At 73.2% G+C, this 16,625-nt stretch carries 12 protein-coding genes; all 12 read left to right on the top strand.

The genetic code is table 11. The features are described from left to right. Positions 1-74: 74 nt before the first annotated feature. The 12 genes from R2D22_RS08755 (at position 75) to R2D22_RS08700 (ending at position 15,485) form a co-directional block, all read left to right on the top strand. Positions 75-722, top strand: a complete 648-nt coding sequence (locus R2D22_RS08755; RefSeq protein WP_318102421.1) for a response regulator transcription factor — start codon at positions 75-77, stop codon at positions 720-722. A gap of 201 nt (positions 723-923) precedes the next feature. Further along, a complete protein-coding gene (locus R2D22_RS08750) occupies positions 924-4,934 on the top strand; it encodes a hypothetical protein (RefSeq protein WP_318102419.1) in 4,011 nt (1,336 codons plus the stop codon). Positions 4,935-4,947: 13 nt separating this feature from the next. Next, on the top strand, positions 4,948-5,610 hold the full coding sequence (locus R2D22_RS08745) for a Pvc16 family protein (protein ID WP_318102417.1): 663 nt from the start codon (positions 4,948-4,950) through the stop codon (positions 5,608-5,610). Continuing rightward, positions 5,610-7,631, top strand: coding sequence for an ATP-binding protein (locus R2D22_RS08740; RefSeq protein WP_318102415.1), 2,022 nt, complete (start codon positions 5,610-5,612; stop codon positions 7,629-7,631). Before R2D22_RS08745 ends, R2D22_RS08740 begins: the two co-directional genes overlap by 1 nt. Before the next feature lie 131 nt (positions 7,632-7,762). Beyond that, the gene (locus R2D22_RS08735; protein WP_318102413.1) at positions 7,763-8,482 is read left to right on the top strand and encodes an eCIS core domain-containing protein; all 720 of its coding nucleotides are present in this window, start codon (positions 7,763-7,765) and stop codon (positions 8,480-8,482) included. Beyond that, a complete protein-coding gene (locus tag R2D22_RS08730; RefSeq protein ID WP_318102412.1) occupies positions 8,479-11,934 on the top strand; it encodes a hypothetical protein in 3,456 nt (1,151 codons plus the stop codon). The genes R2D22_RS08735 and R2D22_RS08730 overlap by 4 nt, the downstream gene beginning before the upstream one ends. A gap of 40 nt (positions 11,935-11,974) precedes the next feature. Continuing rightward, on the top strand, positions 11,975-12,244 hold the full coding sequence (locus R2D22_RS08725) for a ribbon-helix-helix domain-containing protein (protein WP_318102410.1): 270 nt from the start codon (positions 11,975-11,977) through the stop codon (positions 12,242-12,244). After that, the gene (locus R2D22_RS08720; protein WP_318102408.1) at positions 12,241-12,681 is read left to right on the top strand and encodes a type II toxin-antitoxin system VapC family toxin; all 441 of its coding nucleotides are present in this window, start codon (positions 12,241-12,243) and stop codon (positions 12,679-12,681) included. Before R2D22_RS08725 ends, R2D22_RS08720 begins: the two co-directional genes overlap by 4 nt. A gap of 134 nt (positions 12,682-12,815) precedes the next feature. After that, the gene (locus R2D22_RS08715) at positions 12,816-14,393 is read left to right on the top strand and encodes a phage tail sheath family protein (protein ID WP_318102406.1); all 1,578 of its coding nucleotides are present in this window, start codon (positions 12,816-12,818) and stop codon (positions 14,391-14,393) included. A gap of 21 nt (positions 14,394-14,414) precedes the next feature. Continuing rightward, complete coding sequence (locus tag R2D22_RS08710) at positions 14,415-14,858, top strand: phage tail protein (RefSeq protein WP_318102405.1); 444 nt, start codon at positions 14,415-14,417, stop codon at positions 14,856-14,858. Between the two features lie 106 nt (positions 14,859-14,964). Further along, positions 14,965-15,333, top strand: coding sequence for a hypothetical protein (locus R2D22_RS08705; protein ID WP_411977129.1), 369 nt, complete (start codon positions 14,965-14,967; stop codon positions 15,331-15,333). Beyond that, positions 15,330-15,485, top strand: coding sequence for a DUF6760 family protein (locus R2D22_RS08700; RefSeq protein WP_318102401.1), 156 nt, complete (start codon positions 15,330-15,332; stop codon positions 15,483-15,485). Before R2D22_RS08705 ends, R2D22_RS08700 begins: the two co-directional genes overlap by 4 nt. The last annotated feature ends 1,140 nt before the right edge of the window (positions 15,486-16,625 follow it).

Genomic DNA, 16,625 nt, shown 5'->3' with positions numbered 1-16,625 from the left:
CACGGTGAGGCGGACCACGTACGGAATGCGGGGCTCTCACAGGGCGTGGGGGCGCCGAGCAGGGGGTGTACACGATGCGTTACCAGGGAGAGTGCGGTGCGGAGCGGATCCGGGTGCGGTTGACCGCCCAGGACCCGATCTCGCGGGCGGGGCTGGCGGGGCAACTGAGGAACTGTCCCGAACTCCAGCTGCTGGGTGAGGAGGAGGACGACGTGCCCCACGTGGCCGTGGTGTCCGTGGACCGGGTCGGCGAGGGAGAGCTGCAGACGCTGCGCCGCTTCCAGCGGGCCGGTGACAGCCGCATCGTGCTGGTGGCCACGGAGATCGACGACACCGGGCTCGTCGCCGCCGTCGAATGCGGGGTGGTGGGTGTCGTCCGGCGCGGTGAGGCCTCGACGGAGCGGCTGGTGCAGGTCATCACGGCGGCCGCGCGCGGCGAGGGCAGTGTTCCCGCCGACCTGCTGGGGCGACTGCTGGATCAGGTGGGCCGACTGCAGCGGCAGGTGCTCGATCCGCGCGGACTCGCGTTCACCGGGCTCGCGCCGCGGGAGATCGACGTCCTGCGGCTGGTCGCGGAGGGCAGCGACACCGCGGAGATCGCGCGGGCGCTGGCGTTCTCGGAGCGCACGGTCAAGAACATCCTGCACGACGTGACGACACGGCTGCAGCTGCGCAACCGCTCGCACGCCGTCGCGTACGCGATGCGGCAGGGCTTCATCTGAGCGAAGCCGGCGGCTGCCTCTTAGGGCAGCGGTGGCTACCCCCACCGCTGCCCCTCGCCCGGCTGTTCGTGCGGTGCGGCAGGCGACAGGGTTTCCCTGAGGAGGGCTGTCCGGACGCCGTCGGCACCGCCCCGGGGCGTCCCCGGAGCGCGCGGGGGAACCGTCCGGCGGACGCGCGTGCGACGAAGTGGCTTCGGCTTCATGCGAGGTCGGCGAGGGCTCGGTCTGCTGCTCGCCATGGTGCTGGTGGGCACGGTGCCGGCGGTGGGTCCTGCGGTCACGGCCGCCGAACCGCCGCCCGCGCGCGCCGCGGCCGACGAGCCCGCACCCGACCCGGGCCGGATCGCGTACGTAGGCGACGGCCCGCACCGCAGCGTGGCCACGGTCGGACCGCGCGGCGCCCTCACCCCGCTGCTGCCGGCCGGCACGGCGGGCAACGACTGCCAGGCCTCGGCGCGCGGCGACGACCTGGTGTGGGTCAGCGACCGCGACGGCACCGGGGAGGGCCTGTTCCGGCGCACCGGGGACGGACCCGTCACGCTCGTCCTCGCGCGCCAGGGGGTGCGGATCGCCGATCCCGTGCTCTCCCCCGACCGGCAGTGGATCGCCTTCGTGTCCTGGGAGAACGACGGCGGGGACGGCAGCTACTCGTCCCGGGACCGCTGCGACGCCTCCCGCGGCCGGTCCGGCGAGGGAGAGTCGGAGCCCTCCGTCTGGGTCGTCCGTACGGACGGCACCGGGCTGCGCGAAGCCGTCGAGGACGCGGACTGGGCCGACTGGTCCCCGGACGGTACGGAGTTCGTCTTCACGCGGGACGAGCGGGCCTACCGGACGACCGTGGCCGCCGGCGGCGCAGAGGTGCCGGTCTCGTACGGGGAGAGCCCCGCGGCCAAGCCCGTCTGGGAGCCCGCGCACCAGGGCGGCGGGGACCGCATCGCGTACATCACCCGGATCGTCGACCGCCGTCGGCAGGCGCTGGTCGTGGTACCGGCCGCCGGCCGGGGCGCGGTACCGGAGCAGCAGCTCGCGGTCGGGGAGGCGTACGCCTCGTCGGCACGGCACGCCGCCGCCTGGTCGCCGGACGGCGGGAAGATCGTGTTCCTCAACGACGAGCCGTACCTCGTCGACCCGGCCCAGCCGTGCGACTGCAAGGGCACGCCGCTCTTCGACCCGGAGGCGGTGGTGCTGTACGAGACCGAGAGCGTCGGCTGGTACACCCCGGCCGGCGGCGGCCCCGTCGTCATGGTGTCCGGGAAGGACCCGGAGGAGTTCGACATCGAGCGCCAGCGGGCTGCCGTACCGCTGGAACGGCTCGAACTGCGGGCCGCGCAGGGCGAGGAGAGCGCCCTGACCGGCCCCGCGTACGCGCCGGACGGGCAGCGGATGGCCTTCGTACGGATCACCGGGCAGCCGGAGTCGCCGGACACCGAGCAGATCCTGATCGGCCAGGAGCTCGGACTGGCCGGGGCGGTGCCGCTGCGGTACGAGGGGATGGGCGAGGGCGAGTACCAGCAGCGGCCGGCCTGGTCCCCGGACGGCACCAGGCTCGCCTTCGCACGGCGGGCGCGGCCCTCCTCCGACAACCCGCAGCCCAGGTCGGAGATCGCGGTCGTGGACGTCTCCCGTGGACCGCAGGACGGGCGGCTGCTCCACACAGTGCCGGGGCGTTCGCAGCCCGGGTACCTGTGTCTGTCGGACGACCGCGACCCGGCCTGGTCGCCGGACGGCGGCACACTCGCCTTCTCGAGGTGGAGCGTGTGCTGGGGGGAGATCGGCCTGGTCCCGGACACGTCCCGGAACGACGGCGGTCGTACGAGGGACGGCGGGACGGTGCCGGGCGACGGCGGTGGCACCTCCGACGGCGGGACCCCGCCCGGCGGCGGCGCGAGCAGCTCCGGGGGCGACGGCAGCAGTACCTCCGACGGTTCCGCCCTGCCTGAAGGAGACTCCCGCGACCGGCACATCTGGACCGCGCCCGCCCGGAGTGGCGGCGGCGCGCAGTTCGACGTCTCGGCGGCCCAGTGCGGCGAAGCCGACTGCCGTGTCGTCGACGTACGACCCGCCTACCGGCCCGGCGTCGGCAGCATCGCCTTCGTCCGCCAGACCGCTGTGCCCGTCGACGGCCCCGGGCTGCTCGCGGCTCCGCCCTCCGGCTACGAGGGCCCGCGCATGGTCCTCGACGTGCACGGCGACGGCACGGCCTGCCGCGCACTCCTGCCGTTCGGGAACCAGTGCCCCCTGACGGTGCCCGGGCCGGACGGCGAGGAGCTGCCCTACGACGAGCCGGACAACCCGGCCTGGTCACCCGACGGCACCCGGCTCGCCGTCGATGTGCGGGTGTCCGGCTGGGACGGCGTGCGCGACCGGCGGATCAGGGTGCTCGATCCCGCGGACGGCCGTGGCGAGACCCTGCCCGGCAAGCTCTCCAACGGCCAGCAGGAGCCCACCTGGAAGCCGAGCTCCGACCTGCGCGTGTCGCTCACGACCGACGACTCGCCGCTGATGCTGGGCGACACCGGGACCGTCGTGCTCGTCGTGCGGAACCAGGGCGTGGCCGACTCCCCGCGTACCCGGGTCCGGGTGAAGCTGCCGCCCGGCCTGGAGTCCGTCGGTCCGAGCGACCCCGCCGGGGCCTGTGCCGCCGATCCGTCCGACGCCCTGCAGCTGGTCTGCGAGGTGGGCGTCCTGCGATCCGGGACGCAGACGCGCATCACGCTCGGCGTGAAGGGCCTCGCACCGGGCGAGCAGAAGATCGAGGCGACGGCGGAGGGCGGCCTGACGGACCACCGGCCGCAGGACAACAGCACGTCGCTCGTCGTGCGCGTCGTGGTCCCGGACCTGGCGGTCACCGCCACGGCCACCCCGCCCGTCGTCGAGATCCACGAGCGGTCGACCGTGGAGTTCACCGTCCGCAACGCCGGCACCGCGACCGCCGAGAACGCCGTGCTCAGGCTGACCGTCCCACCGGGGCTCACGCTCGTGTCGGGCACGCCCTGCCCGGCGGCCGGCTGCGCCCTCGGCACCGTCGCGGCCGGCGCGGAGAAGAAGATCACCCTCGTCTACACCGCCGAGAACGCCTTCTCGGGAACGATCGAGGGCCGGGTCGAGTCGACCACCCGCGACGAGAACCCCGACAACGACCGCGCGGCGGTGGACCTCACGGTCGTCGACCCGCGGCTGCCCGACCCGGCGGTCACTGTCACCGCGACCCCGGCCCGGGTGCCGACCGGCGCCCCGTCGACCGTCGTCTACACGGTACGGAACCTCGGCGACGCCACCGCCAGGTCGGTGCTGCTGACCCCCGTGCTCGCACCCGGACTCACCGTCGTCACCGCCACCCCCGCCTGCCCGGCCACCGGCTGCGCGCTCGGGGACCTCGCGCCCGGCGCCACGGTGACCGTCACCCGGGTGGTGACCGCGAACGCGCCGCTGCGGGGGACCATCGCCGGTACGGTCACCACGCCCGGCGCCGACTCCGACCCGACGAACAACTCCGCCTCGACACCGCTGACCGTCGACAAGCGGCCGCAGCGTCCTCCGGCGCGCTCGGCGGACCCGTCCGTGTCGGTGACCGCCGGGCCGCGCACGGCGTACTCGGGCGGCCGGATCACCGCCGAGGTGACCGTCCTGGGCGGCGGCGCCGTCACGGCCACCGGGCTGACACTGAAGGTCGTGACGCCGCCCGGGCTGCGGCTCGTGTCGGCGACCCGGCCGCCCTGCCTGGCCGCGGCCGGCTGCGGGCTCGCGAACCTCGCCCCCGGGGCGCGTACGACCGTACGGCTGGAGCTCGCGGCGGACCGGGCGCTGACCGGGGCCGTCACCGCGACGGTCGCGACGACCGGCTCGGACGGCAACCCCGCCAACAACACGGCGAGCGCCGCTCTCACCGTGCGCGAGCCACGGCTCGTGCTCAACCCGGAGCTGGGGCCGCCCGGTTCGGTGACACAGGCCACCGGCAGCTCCTTCCCGCCCGGGGCCACGGTCCGGCTGCGCTGGAGCGAGGGCGTGACCGTGGCGGCCGCACCGGTGGTGGTGCGCGCGGACGGGACCTTCTCGGCGCCGGTGCCGGTGCTCGTCCAGGACACGCTGGGACCGCGGGAGCTGCGGGCGGCCCACGCGGGCGTGCCGGCGCCGCTCTTCCGTGAGGTGAAGGCCGGGTACCTGGTGGTCCCCGGGGTGCTGCAGCCGTCCGACTTCCAGTGGCGCAGGTGAGGTGGGTGACGCCGTGATCCATGAAGTGGACGAGGCCCTGCGGGAGTTGGTGCGCGCGGAGGCGCTGGGGGACGGTGCGGGCGTCGACGTCGTCTTCGACGCGCCGACCCGGGACTGGGCGGCCCGTCGCAACACCCCGACGGTGAATCTGTACCTGTACGACATCCGCGAGGACCTGCGGCGCCGTTCGCGGGGCCGGCAGAACATCTACGACGAGCAGGGCCGGGTCACGGCCCGGACCCTGCCGCCGCGCTACTTCAAACTCTCGTACCTGATCAGCGCGTGGACCCAGCGACCGGAGGACGAACACCGCCTCCTCTCCTCTCTGTTGGCGTGCTTCCTGAGGCACGACGCACTGCCCGGCGGGCGGCTCGGTCCCGAGCTGACGTCGACCGGCCTGCCGATCCCCGTCTCGATCGCGCTGCCGCCACCGGAGGACCGGGCCTTTGCGGACGTGTGGTCCGCCCTGGGCGGAGAACTGAAGCCCTCGCTCGACGTCGTGGTCAGCGCGCCGGTGACCACGGCGCCGGTGTACCCGGCCGGGCCGCCGGTGGAGGAGGGGCTGGCGGTGGACCTGTCCGACGTCCGTGCGCCGTCCGTTCCTCCGGCGCCCGCGCCCGTTCCGGGGCCGCGTGGCCCGCGCGTGCGCCGCCCGGGTCACCGGACGGGGGCCTGATGGACCATCTGCTCGGGCGGCTCGGGATCGTCGAGGCGCGGGTGCGCCGGGCCGTGCTGGCGCGCCGGGCCGGGGACCCGGAGGCGGACGACCCCTTTCGGGGCCTGTACCTGTCCGACGACGCGGTCCTGCGTATCCTGGACGAGCCGGCGACGGTGCCCCCGCCGGACCCGGTGGACGGGGGCGACCGGGAGGCCGTGGACGCCCTGGAGGCGGCCGAGTCCTCCCGGCTGTACCGGCTCCAGCGCGACTTCGGCCTGGAGCCGCTCGATGTCGAGCTGCTGCTCATCGCGCTTGCCCCGGACCTCGACCGGCGGTTCGAGCAGCTCTACGGGTACCTGAACGACGACGTGACGCGCCGCCGCCCGACCATCGGTCTCGCCCTGGGCCTGTGCGGGGTGGCCGCCGTGTCGGCGGCGGCACGCGCTCGACTGACGGCCGGCGGGCCGCTGGTGGACCGCGGCCTGCTGCTCGTGGAGGAGCAGGAACGGGCTTTCCTCGGGCGGTCGTTGCGCGTCCCGGACCGGGTCGCGAGCCATCTGCTCGGCGACGACGCCGGGGACCCCGCACTGGTGGACGTGGTGCGCCCGGTGCGGGCGGCGGGCCTGCCGGAAGGCGCGCTCGGCGACCTGCCGGAGCGGCTGGCCGACGCCGTGGCCCAGGCGATCTCGCCCGTGTACATACGCGAGCCCGCGGGCGGCACGGCGCAGGAGCTGGCGGCGGACGCCCTGGCCGGGGCGGGGCGCGCGGCGCTCGCCCTGGACCTGGCACGACTGGCCCGCCGTCCCGACCCGGCGGCACTCGTCCTGGCTGCGGGCCGCGAGGCGGCGCTCGTGGGCGCGGGCCTGATCGCGGCCCCGGCGGAGGCCCTGGCGGAGCGGCCGGATCTGCTGCGGACCCTGGCGGGGCTGCCCGTACCGGTGCTGATGGCGGGCCAGGTGGGATGGGATCCGCAGTGGTCGGACGGTACGCCTCTGCTGGTGGAGGTCGAGCGGCTGGGCGCGGCGGCCCGGGCGGCGTTGTGGTCGTCGGTCCTGGGAGGGGGGACGGGAGACGCGGTGGCGGCCTTCGTCCTCACGCCGGAGCAGATGCGGCGCGCGGCCTCGGCGGCCCGACAGCAGGCGGTGCTGGCCGGCCGACCGGTGGGCGAGGCGGAACTGCTGCACGGTGCGCGGGCGCAGAACACCTCCGGCCTGGAGCGACTGGCCCGCCGGATCAAGCCGGGAGTGGGCTGGGACGACCTGGTGCTCCCGGCGGGGGTGCGGGGGCAGTTGCGCGAGCTCGCGGCGAGGGCACGGCACCGGGACCGGGTGCTGGGGGACTGGGCGATGCGGCCCGGCGGCGGGCGGGGGCGCGGGGTGATGGCCCTGTTCGCGGGGGATTCCGGGACCGGCAAGACCATGTCGGCGGAGGTCATCGCCGGGGCGCTGGGGCTCGACCTCTACACGGTCGACCTGGCGACGGTCGTGGACAAGTACGTGGGCGAGACGGAGAAGAACCTGGAACGGATCTTCACGGAGGCCGCGGGGGTCAACGGCGTGCTGCTGTTCGACGAGGCGGACGCAGTCTTCGGAAAGCGGTCCGAGGTGAAGGACGCGCACGACCGGTACGCCAACGTGGAGAGCGCGTATCTGCTGCAGCGGATGGAGACGTTCGACGGGCTGGCCGTGCTGGCCACGAACCTCCGGGCGAATCTGGACGAGGCCTTCACCCGCCGGCTGGACCTGGTCGTGGACTTCCCGCTGCCTGACGCGGAGCAGCGGGAGGCGCTGTGGGACCGCTGTCTGGGCGCCTCCCTTCCCCGGGCGGACGACCTGGATCTGGCCTTCTGCGGGCGGGCGTTCGAGCTCGCGGGCGGTGACATCCGCTCCGCGGCTGTGACGGCGGCCTATCTCGCGGCGGAGGCCGATCGCCCGGTGTCGATGGCGGACCTGGTGGCGGCGGTGGCGAGGGAGTACCGGAAGCTGGGGCGGCTGTGCCTGGAGAGCGAGTTCGGGCCGTACGTGGGGCTGGTGCGGTAGGCCCGGTGGCAGGGCGACGGCTGCCCGAAGGGGCAGCCAGGGTGCCCCCGGCGGGCGCCCGGGGCCCCTGCCCACGAGGCGTCGCGCAGTGCATGGTGGCGAGGAGTGCGGCCGCCCAGGCAGGGGGAGAGATGCACGGACACGAGCAGGGACACGACCACGACGCGGAGTGCGTGGCCGGTCCGCGGCCCAAGGCCGACCAGGTGACCGCGGCCGCCCCCGACGCGCTGCTGCTCAAGGCCGCGGCCGGCGGGCGGGCCGACGCGCTCGGCCCCGGAGGGATGCTGCGGCTGCAGCGGTCCCTCGGGAACAGCGGTGTCGCCGCGGCGATCCAGCGTTCCTCCGTGCACGACGTGGTGAACTCGGGCAGCGGCCAGGCGCTCGACCCCGAGGTCCGCGGCGACATGGAGGCCCGGCTCGGGCACGACTTCGGCGACGTCCGGATCCACACCGACGCCGCCGCGCACGACTCGGCCAAGTCGGTCGACGCGCATGCGTACACGGTCGGTTCGCACGTCGTGTTCCAGCGGGACGCCTACGATCCGGGCTCGCACCAGGGCCGCACCACGCTGGCGCACGAACTGACGCATGTCGTGCAGCAGCGCTCGGGCCCCGTGGACGGCACCGAGACGGCCGGCGGCATCAAGGTCAGCGACCCGTCCGACCGGTTCGAGCGCGAGGCCGTGGCCAACGCCGACCGGGTGATGGCCGCCCCCGCCCCTGCGGCGCCCGTGGCCCCTGTGCAGCGCGAGGCCGAGGACTCCGGCGGCGAAGAGCCCTCCGTGCAGGGCATGTTCGTGCAGCGCGCCGCGGGCGAGGAAGCCGAAGAGGACGAGGCCCCGGCGGAGTGAAGGCCGCCGCGGACCGGTCCTCCGGTGACGAGCCGGTACGGGAGAGCGCCGGGCCGCGGCGCCCCGTACCGTCCGCTGCTGCCACCACCGCCCGCCCCCGGACCGTCGACGCCCGCACCCTGCAGCGGCTCCAGGCGCGGGCCGGGAACGCGGCCGTGGCCCGGCTCGTGGCGAACCGGGCCCCCGCCGGCGCCACGTCCTCCGGCACAGGACCCGCCGTCCAGCGCCTGGACTCCCTGCCCGTCGCGCCCACCGGTCTGACCCCCGCCACCGACCCCCGCTTCAAGAAGGTCGCCGGGGACCTGCGGGCCAAGAAGGTCACGCTCACCAAGCACCCCACCGCCGCCTCCCAGGCCAAGGCGGCCCAGGACGCGGCGAAGCCGCCGGGGGACGACAAGGAGGCACAGGCCAAGGCCGCGCAGGCCGGTGAGATGGGCGCGGCGAAGCCCGGCACCTTCGACAAGGAGGCCTTCGTCGCGGCCGTGTCCGCCGCCATCGCCGCGAAGGCGCCGAAGTCCCTCGACGAGGCGGACAAGTTCACCGAGTCCGGGAAGACCGACGAGATCAGGTCCCAGGTGTCGGGCCAGGTCAAGACCGGCAAGGAGGGCTCGGCCAAGGACATCACGGAGAAGACCGCCAAGGCCCCCGACGAGTCCAGGGCCGTCGAGAAGCCCGTCACTCCGCTGCCGGGGCAGCCCGCACCGCCGACGCTCGCGCCCCCGGACCCGAAGGCGGCGTCGGCGGCGAAGGCCCCGCCGGAGCAGACCGACCTGAGCACGGGGCCCAAGGAGACCGACGCCATGATGGCGGAGGCCAAGGTCACCCCGGAGCAGCTCGCGACCTCCAACGAACCGCAGTTCAAGGAGGCGCTGGACGCGAAGAAGGACTCCGACGCCCACGCGGCCACGGCTCCCGCACAGTTCCGCGCGGGCGAAGCCGCCCGGGTCGCCGCCGAACAGGGCGGCGCGGCCGCCGCGGGCCCGGCCGGCGTCCAGGCCATGACGGCGGCGAAGGCGGGTGCCGCGCAGCAGGTGGCGGCCGGCCAGGGGGCCGCGCAGTCCAAGGAGGAGCAGGAGCGGGCCCGCGTCTCGGCGGAGATCAAGGGCGTCTTCGACGCGACGAAGAAGGAGGTCGAGGGCATCCTGGGCGCCCTCGACACCGAGGTCGAGACGGCGTTCGACACCGGGCAGAAGGCGGCCAAGGCCGCGTTCGACGCCGACCACCGGACCAAGATGAAGGCCTGGAAGGACGAGCGCTACTCCGGCGTCACGGGCGCGGCCCGCTGGCTGGCGGACGCCGTCCTCGACCCGCCGCCGCGCGCCAACCAGATCTTCGCCGAGGCCCGGCTGGTCTACGAGCGCGAGATGCGCACGGTCATCTCGAACATCGCCGACCTGATCGGCAAGCGGCTGGCCGACGCGTCGAACGCCATCGCGCGGGGCAAGCAGAAGATCGCCGACAAGGTCGCCGAACAGCCCGCGAGCCTGCGGAAGTTCGCCCAGCAGGCGGCGAACGACATCGGGGGCGAGTTCCAGCAGCTGGAGTCCTCGGTCTCGGAGAAGTCGCAGTCGCTGGTGCAGGACCTGGCGGACAAGTACGTCGCGGCGCGGGGCGAGCTCGACGAGGAGATCAAGAAGCTCCAGGAGGAGAACAAGGGCCTCCTGAGCAAGGCGAAGGACGCGGTCGCGGGCACGATCGAGACGGTCCTGAAGCTGAAGGACATGCTGCTGGGGGTGCTGGCCCGGGCGGCCGGTGCCATCGACAAGATCATCACGAACCCGATCGGCTTCCTCGGCAACCTGGTCAACGCCGTCAAGGCGGGCGTGACGGGCTTCGCCGCCAGGATCGGCGAGCACCTCAAGAACGGCCTCAAGCAGTGGCTGTTCGGTCAGTTGTCGGCGGGCGGCATCGAGATCCCGGAGACCTTCGACGCCAAGGGCATCCTCAAGCTGGTCCTCTCGATCCTCGGCCTGACGTGGCAGAACATCCGGACCCGCATCGTGGCCCGGATCGGCGAGCGCGCGATGGGCGCGCTGGAGACCGGCTTCGAGATGGTCCAGGTCCTGATGACGGAGGGCATCGGCGGTCTCTGGAAGTGGATCGTCGAGAAACTGTCCGACCTCAAGGACACGGTCATCGGCGCGATCAAGGACTTCGTGATCGAGAAGATCGTCACGGCGGGCATCACCTGGATCGTCTCGCTGCTGAACCCGGCGTCGGCCTTCGTGCGGGCCTGCAAGGCGATCTACGACGTGGTGATGTTCTTCGTCAACCGAGCGGCCCAGATCAAGAGCTTCGTGGACTCGGTGCTCGACTCGATCGAGGGCATCGCGAGCGGCGGCGGTGGCGGCGTACCGGCCATGATCGAGGGCGCGCTGGCGAAGGCGGTCCCGGTGGTCCTGGACTTCCTGGCGAGCCTGCTGGGCCTGGGCGGCATCTCGGCCAAGATCAAGGAGATCCTGGAGAAGGTCCAGGCGCCGGTGATGAAGGCCGTCGACTGGGTGGTCGGCAAGATCGCGGACGCGGGCAAGAAGATGATGGGCAAGCTGAAGTCCAGGGTCCAGGGCGGCGACGACTCGCCCGAAGGCAAGAAGGCCCGCCTGGACAAGGGGGTCGAGGCCGCGATGGCGTTCGGCAACCGCTACGCCGGACGCCCGGTCGGACGCCTCGTGCTGGCGCCCGCGTTCGCGGCGATCCGCGTACGGTACGGGCTGACGAGCCTGGAGCCGGTGCAGCGGGGCAACCGCTGGGCCGTCGCCGGGGCCGTCAACCCCACCCGCGAGGAAGAGATCGCCGCGATCGTGCGAGGGGAGATGGACCACGAAGAGGACCCGTCTGTGGTCGGCCACTCCTCGGAGGCCCCCGAGGGTGCGTTCGGAGAAGGTCGGGACGCTGGCCGGGAGCCCGGGCTGGCGCCGGAATTCGACTCCGCCGAGCGGATCGCCGCCCGTGGGCGGGAGCAGGCGAGGCGTGGCCAGGGGGACCAGGCGACGCGCCGGGCGGCGGCCGAGGCGTCCGAGGAGGACTTCGAGCGCGGCAACGACTTCGACGCGCCGGGCCGGGCGGGCACCACGCACCAGGAGGTGCACGTCACGGGCGGGCGGCGTGGCCACAATCGGCTCGACGGCTACACGCCGGGGCAGGAGCGGCAGTCCTCGAAGAGCAGGCAGTACGCGGGAGCCCGGCCGGACCGGCTGACGGACGACATCAACGAACTCGACGAGAAGTACGGCGAAGGCCGGCGGATCGCCGACACTCCCACGACGAGGGCGGCCGGCATCGCGGGGACGCGGCTGAGCGGCCAGGCCGTGATCAGGGTCCCCATCCAGGACCAGCCGCTGTCGCAGGAGGACCGGGAGCTGGCCGCCCGACGGGGCGTGGAGATCCGGGACGACGCCGGCACGGTGCTCAACGAGGACGAACTGCTGGAGGAGAGGCGCCGCCGGCGGTGACGCGCCTGCCGAGATGGTACACAACCTGTACCATCTCCCTATGGCTCTGAAGCGCACCAATGTCTACGCCGACGAGAACGACCTTGACCTGCTCAAGGAAGCCGCAGCTCGGTTGGGCCGGTCGGAGGCCGAGATGATTCGCGAGGCCATTCACCGCATGGCCATGGCTCACCGTGTCTGGGACGAGCCGTTCGTCTCCGACGAAGAGACCTTCGACTTCGGCGGGCCGATCACCAGGGACGACATCCGTGCCTCTGTCTCGGAAAGGCCCGAAGCGCCCGAGCAGGGACCGGAGGGGCACGCGGCGTGATCGCTGTCGCGGACACGTCCGGGCTCCTCGCACTCTTCAACTCGGCGGACCCGGCGCATCACGAGTCCAGGAAGGCCGCGGCGAGGTGTGGCGTACTGGTCGCCACACCGCTGGCCCTGACGGAGGTCCACCAGGTCGCGGGCAGCCGGCTCGGGCGGGCAGCCGCCGATGCGATCCTGCGGGTCCTGGCGGCAAGAGTCCGGGAGACTCGGCTTGTCCTCGCGCCCCCCACCGCCGAGGTCCTCGACGCCGCGCTGGCGGTACGCCGGCGGTACGCCTCACTCGACCTGGACCTGGTGGACGCGGTGAACGTCGCCTTGGCCGCGGAGTACGACACGGACCTCCTGCTGACCCGTGACCTCCGCGATTTCCGGGCGGTGAGTCCGCTGGGAGACCGGTACACGCACTTCCGGATCCTGCCCGACGACCTCGTCTAGCGACGGGGTGGCAGCAGGGCGGGTGCCCGAAGGGGCAGATTGGGATTCCCCCGGGGCCGTCCGGGAGGTCATGACCTTGGTGGGGCGTGCGGCGCAGGCTGGGCGCGACCGCTACGTCCCAGGGGAGGGCCAGGATGCCGTCGTACCTGTCACCAGGCGTCTACGTCGAAGAGGTCGAGGCCGGCTCGCGCCCGATCGAGGGCGTCGGGACCGCCGTGGCCGCCTTCGTGGGGCTGGCCGCGGAAGGGCCTTGCGACACCCCCACCCTGGTGGCGAACTGGAGCCAGTTCACCTCCACCTTCGGGGACTTCGTGGAGGGCTCGTACCTGGCCCACGCCGTCTACGCCTACTTCCTCAACGGCGGCGGGACCTGCTACGTCGTACGGGTCGGCGGGGACGGATCGGCTCCCGCCCAGGAGTCGCGGCCCGCGGCCGCGAAGCGGGGGAAGGCCGGGGCGCTCCCCGCCGGGCCCCGGAGTCCGCTCGGCGGCTTCCAGGTCGCCGCGCTGGAAGGGACCGGCGACGGGATCACCGTCGAGATCGCGGACGCCTCCGGTGACTCACCAGGCGAGGACGCCTTCACGCTGAACGTGAAGCGCGGGGACCGGGTCGAGGAGGCCTGGCAGGTCTCCGCCAAGCGCAGCCAGCGCAACTACGTGGTGACGGTGGTACGGGACAAGTCGCGGCTGATCATCGTGGAGGACGGCGGGCCCTCGCAGGCCCAGGCCCGGCCCGAGAACCAGACCGTGGGCCTCGCCCCGGCCCCGCCGCCCGCCGCCGTACCAGCCGTCCCGGTGTCCCTCGCGCCGTCGGACTATGTCGGCAGCGCCGACGAACGCACCGGCTTCGGCGGTCTCGAGACGGTCGACGAGATCACCATGCTGGCCGTGCCGGACCTGATGAGCGCCTACCAGCAGGGCGCGCTGGACGCCGAGGGCGTCAAGGCCGTCCAGTTGGCGATGATCGCCCACTGCGAGCTGATGGGGAACCGCGTCGCGATCATCGACCCGCTGCCGGACCTCTCCCCGCAGCGGGTCAAGGAGTGGCGGATGACGGGCGCCGGATACGACTCCAAGTACGCGGCCATGTACTACCCCTGGGTGAAGGTGGCCGACCCCAGTGCCCCGAACCAGATGAAGTTCGTCCCGCCCAGCGGGGCGCTGGCGGGCGTGTGGGCCAGGAACGACGAGAGCCGCGGGGTGCACAAGGCACCCGCGAACGAGGTCGTGCGGGGGGCGGTGGACCTGGCGGTCCATCTGACGAAGGGCGAGCAGGATCTGCTCAACCCGATCGGTGTGAACTGCATCCGCAGCTTCCCGGGACGCGGGATCCGGGTGTGGGGCGCGCGGACCCTGTCGTCCGACCCGGCCTGGCGTTACCTCAACGTGCGGCGGCTGTTCAACTACATCGAGGAGTCGATCCTCATCGGCACGCAGTGGGTGGTCTTCGAACCGAACGACGACGCGCTGTGGGCCCGTATCCGGCGGACGATCTCGGCCTTCCTGGTCAACGAGTGGCGCAAGGGCGCGCTCTTCGGGCTGACGCCCGACGAGGCCTTCTACGTGAAATGCGATCGCGAGACGAACCCGGCGGAGGGCATCGACGCGGGGCAGGTGGTCTGTGAGATCGGGATCGCGCCCGTGAAGCCCGCCGAGTTCGTGATCTTCCGGCTGGCCCAGTTCTCGGGCGGCACGAGCCTCGTCAACGAGTAGAGCGGATAGGGGGCGGACGTCATGGCACTTCCGGACATGGACACCTCGGTCGGTCATTCCTTCGGGCTGGAGATCGACGGGGTCGTCATCAAGCAGATCAACGAGGTGACGGGCCTGAAGATGGAGCAGGACGTCATCGAGCTGAAGCAGAACACGGCGGACGGCAAGTACGTCATCAAGAAGCTGCCGGGGCGCGCGAAGGCCGGCGAGGTCACGCTGACCCGCGGTCTGACCGCCGACAACAGCTTCGAGAAATGGATCAAGGACGCACGGTTCGGGAAGATGGCCACCGCGCGCAAGGGCGGCGCGATCATCGTCTTCGACTACGAGGGCGTGGCCATCAAGCGGTACACGCTGGTCAACGCCTGGCCGAAGAGCCTGGAGATCAGCTCCCTGAAGGCCGGTGACACCAGCGTGCTGACGGAGAAGCTCGTCATCACGTACGAGCAGATGGATGTGGCGTGAGGCCCTGATGCGTCGTCAGATCGCGCCCGAGGCGGCTCCGGCCGTCGAACCGCCCGCGTCCGTCCCCGCGTCCGTCCCCGCGTCCGCTCCGCCGGCTGTGGAGCGGATGCGGACCGAGTTCACCTTCGAGTTGCCGCGCGGGTACGTGGACGGCGCGGGGCAGGTGCATCGGACGGGCGTCATGCGCCTCGCGACCGCGCGAGACGAGCTCGTGCCGCTGCGGGACGACCGGGTGCGGGAGAACCCGGCGTACCTCTCGGTCGTGCTCCTTGGCCGCGTGGTGGAGCGGATCGGCTCGGTGACGGACATCCACGCGGGCGTCATCGAGGATCTGTTCGCCTCGGACCTGGCCTTCCTCCAGGACTTCTACCGGCGGATCAACGCGGAGGGGCACACGCGGGCCCAGGTGACCTGTCCCTCGTGCGCCACCGGCTTCGCGGTCGACCTGGCAGGTGGGCGCCTGGGGGAATCGTGACGTACGCGACCGACGACCTGTACGACGAAGTCGCGTACATCGCCTATCACTTCCACTGGGGAATGGACTCGATCCTCGACCTGGAACACCCGGAGCGGCGTCGGTACGTCGATCAGATCGCCCGCCTGAACCGGCTGGCCGGAGGGCGGTGAGCGGTGGGGGTCCGGGGGTGGCTCAGGAGCCGGTTCACACAGGGCGGTCCGGGCGCGGACGGAGCGCCGGCGTCGGCGGCGGCCGCCGCGGCCTCGGGGCCGACGTCGGCACCGGCGCCGGACGTGGAGCCGGGGTGGCGTGAACTGCCGGTGCAGCGGCGCACGTTCGGAATGCCCGCGCTGGTCACGGATCCCGAAGGCTTCGGGGCGGGGTTGGCCGCCTGGCAGAACCCTTCGCTGTCACGGGCGTTGGGGCACGCGGTGACGGCGGAGGCCCCGTCGGGCGTGGTGCACGGAGTCGCGGACGTACCTCCCGCCGGTGGAGTGGTCCAGCGGTGGGAGGCGCCGGGGTCGGGATCGGTGGCGCGCGAGGCGCAGCCGCAGGCGCCGGGGGCACCGGCGGTGCCGGTACGGCGGGCGGAGGCTTCGGTCGCGTCCGGGGGCGAGCCGGTTCCGGTTCCGGTGCAGGTTCCAGGAAAGGGTCCGGATCCCGATCCGGTGCAAAGGACGGAGGCTTCGGCGCCGATCGAGGCCGTGCCCGTGCCCGTGGCTCCGGAGCCCGATGCTTCCGAGGTGCCATCGGTTCGGCCGCAGCCGCCCCTGCCGGTGCTGACCGTGGCCCGGTCGGTGGAGATGCCGGTGCGCAGGCTGCCGGCCGCCCCCCTGCCACCTGCTCCGGTTCCTGTTCCGAATCCTGATCCGCTTCCCGCTCCTGCCCCGGAGCCGGTGCCGCCGGTCGCATCACCGTCACCTGATGTCGTCCACGTCCAGAGGGAGCCGGAGCCGGTCACGGCGCGCGAGACGCCGGTGGTTCTGCGGCGAGAGGTCGGGCAGGCGCCCGAGTCCGCTCCCGAGCCCCAGGTGCGGCCCCTCGTGACGGAGCAGCCGATCGTGGGGGTGTCGCTCCCACAGGAGGCCGGCTCGGCGCCTGAGGCCGCTCCCGTACAGAGGGCCGGTGAGCCGGCTCCTGAGCCGCAGCCGCAGGGGGACGTACGGCTGGTGGGGGAGCGGCCGATCACGCCGGTCCAACCGGCGGTCGAGGCAGGCGAGTTCTCGCCCTTCGCGCTGCCTGCGCCGGAGGCGCCGCAGCCGCATGCCCAGCCCCTCATGCCGGTGCAGCGGGTGGCGGAGCCGAGCCCG

The organism is Streptomyces sp. HUAS YS2 (assembly GCF_033343995.1).
GTDB classification, from domain to species: Bacteria; Actinomycetota; Actinomycetes; order Streptomycetales; family Streptomycetaceae; genus Streptomyces; species Streptomyces solicathayae.
The sequence above is the reverse complement of the archived record's forward strand: the minus strand, read 5'-3'. Positions and strand labels throughout refer to the sequence as shown.

What these genes read in the sequence shown, in the direction of transcription:
- R2D22_RS08755 (WP_318102421.1), top strand. Translation starts at nt 75, where the DNA reads ATGCGTTACCAGGGAGAGTGCGGTGCGGAGCGGATCCGGGTGCGGTTG.
- R2D22_RS08705 (WP_411977129.1), top strand. Translation starts at nt 14,965, where the DNA reads ATGCGGACCGAGTTCACCTTCGAGTTGCCGCGCGGGTACGTGGACGGC.
- R2D22_RS08740 (WP_318102415.1), top strand. Translation starts at nt 5,610, where the DNA reads ATGGACCATCTGCTCGGGCGGCTCGGGATCGTCGAGGCGCGGGTGCGC.
- R2D22_RS08715 (WP_318102406.1), top strand. Translation starts at nt 12,816, where the DNA reads ATGCCGTCGTACCTGTCACCAGGCGTCTACGTCGAAGAGGTCGAGGCC.
- R2D22_RS08710 (WP_318102405.1), top strand. Translation starts at nt 14,415, where the DNA reads ATGGCACTTCCGGACATGGACACCTCGGTCGGTCATTCCTTCGGGCTG.
- R2D22_RS08750 (WP_318102419.1), top strand. Translation starts at nt 924, where the DNA reads ATGCGAGGTCGGCGAGGGCTCGGTCTGCTGCTCGCCATGGTGCTGGTG.
- R2D22_RS08735 (WP_318102413.1), top strand. Translation starts at nt 7,763, where the DNA reads ATGCACGGACACGAGCAGGGACACGACCACGACGCGGAGTGCGTGGCC.
- R2D22_RS08725 (WP_318102410.1), top strand. Translation starts at nt 11,975, where the DNA reads ATGGCTCTGAAGCGCACCAATGTCTACGCCGACGAGAACGACCTTGAC.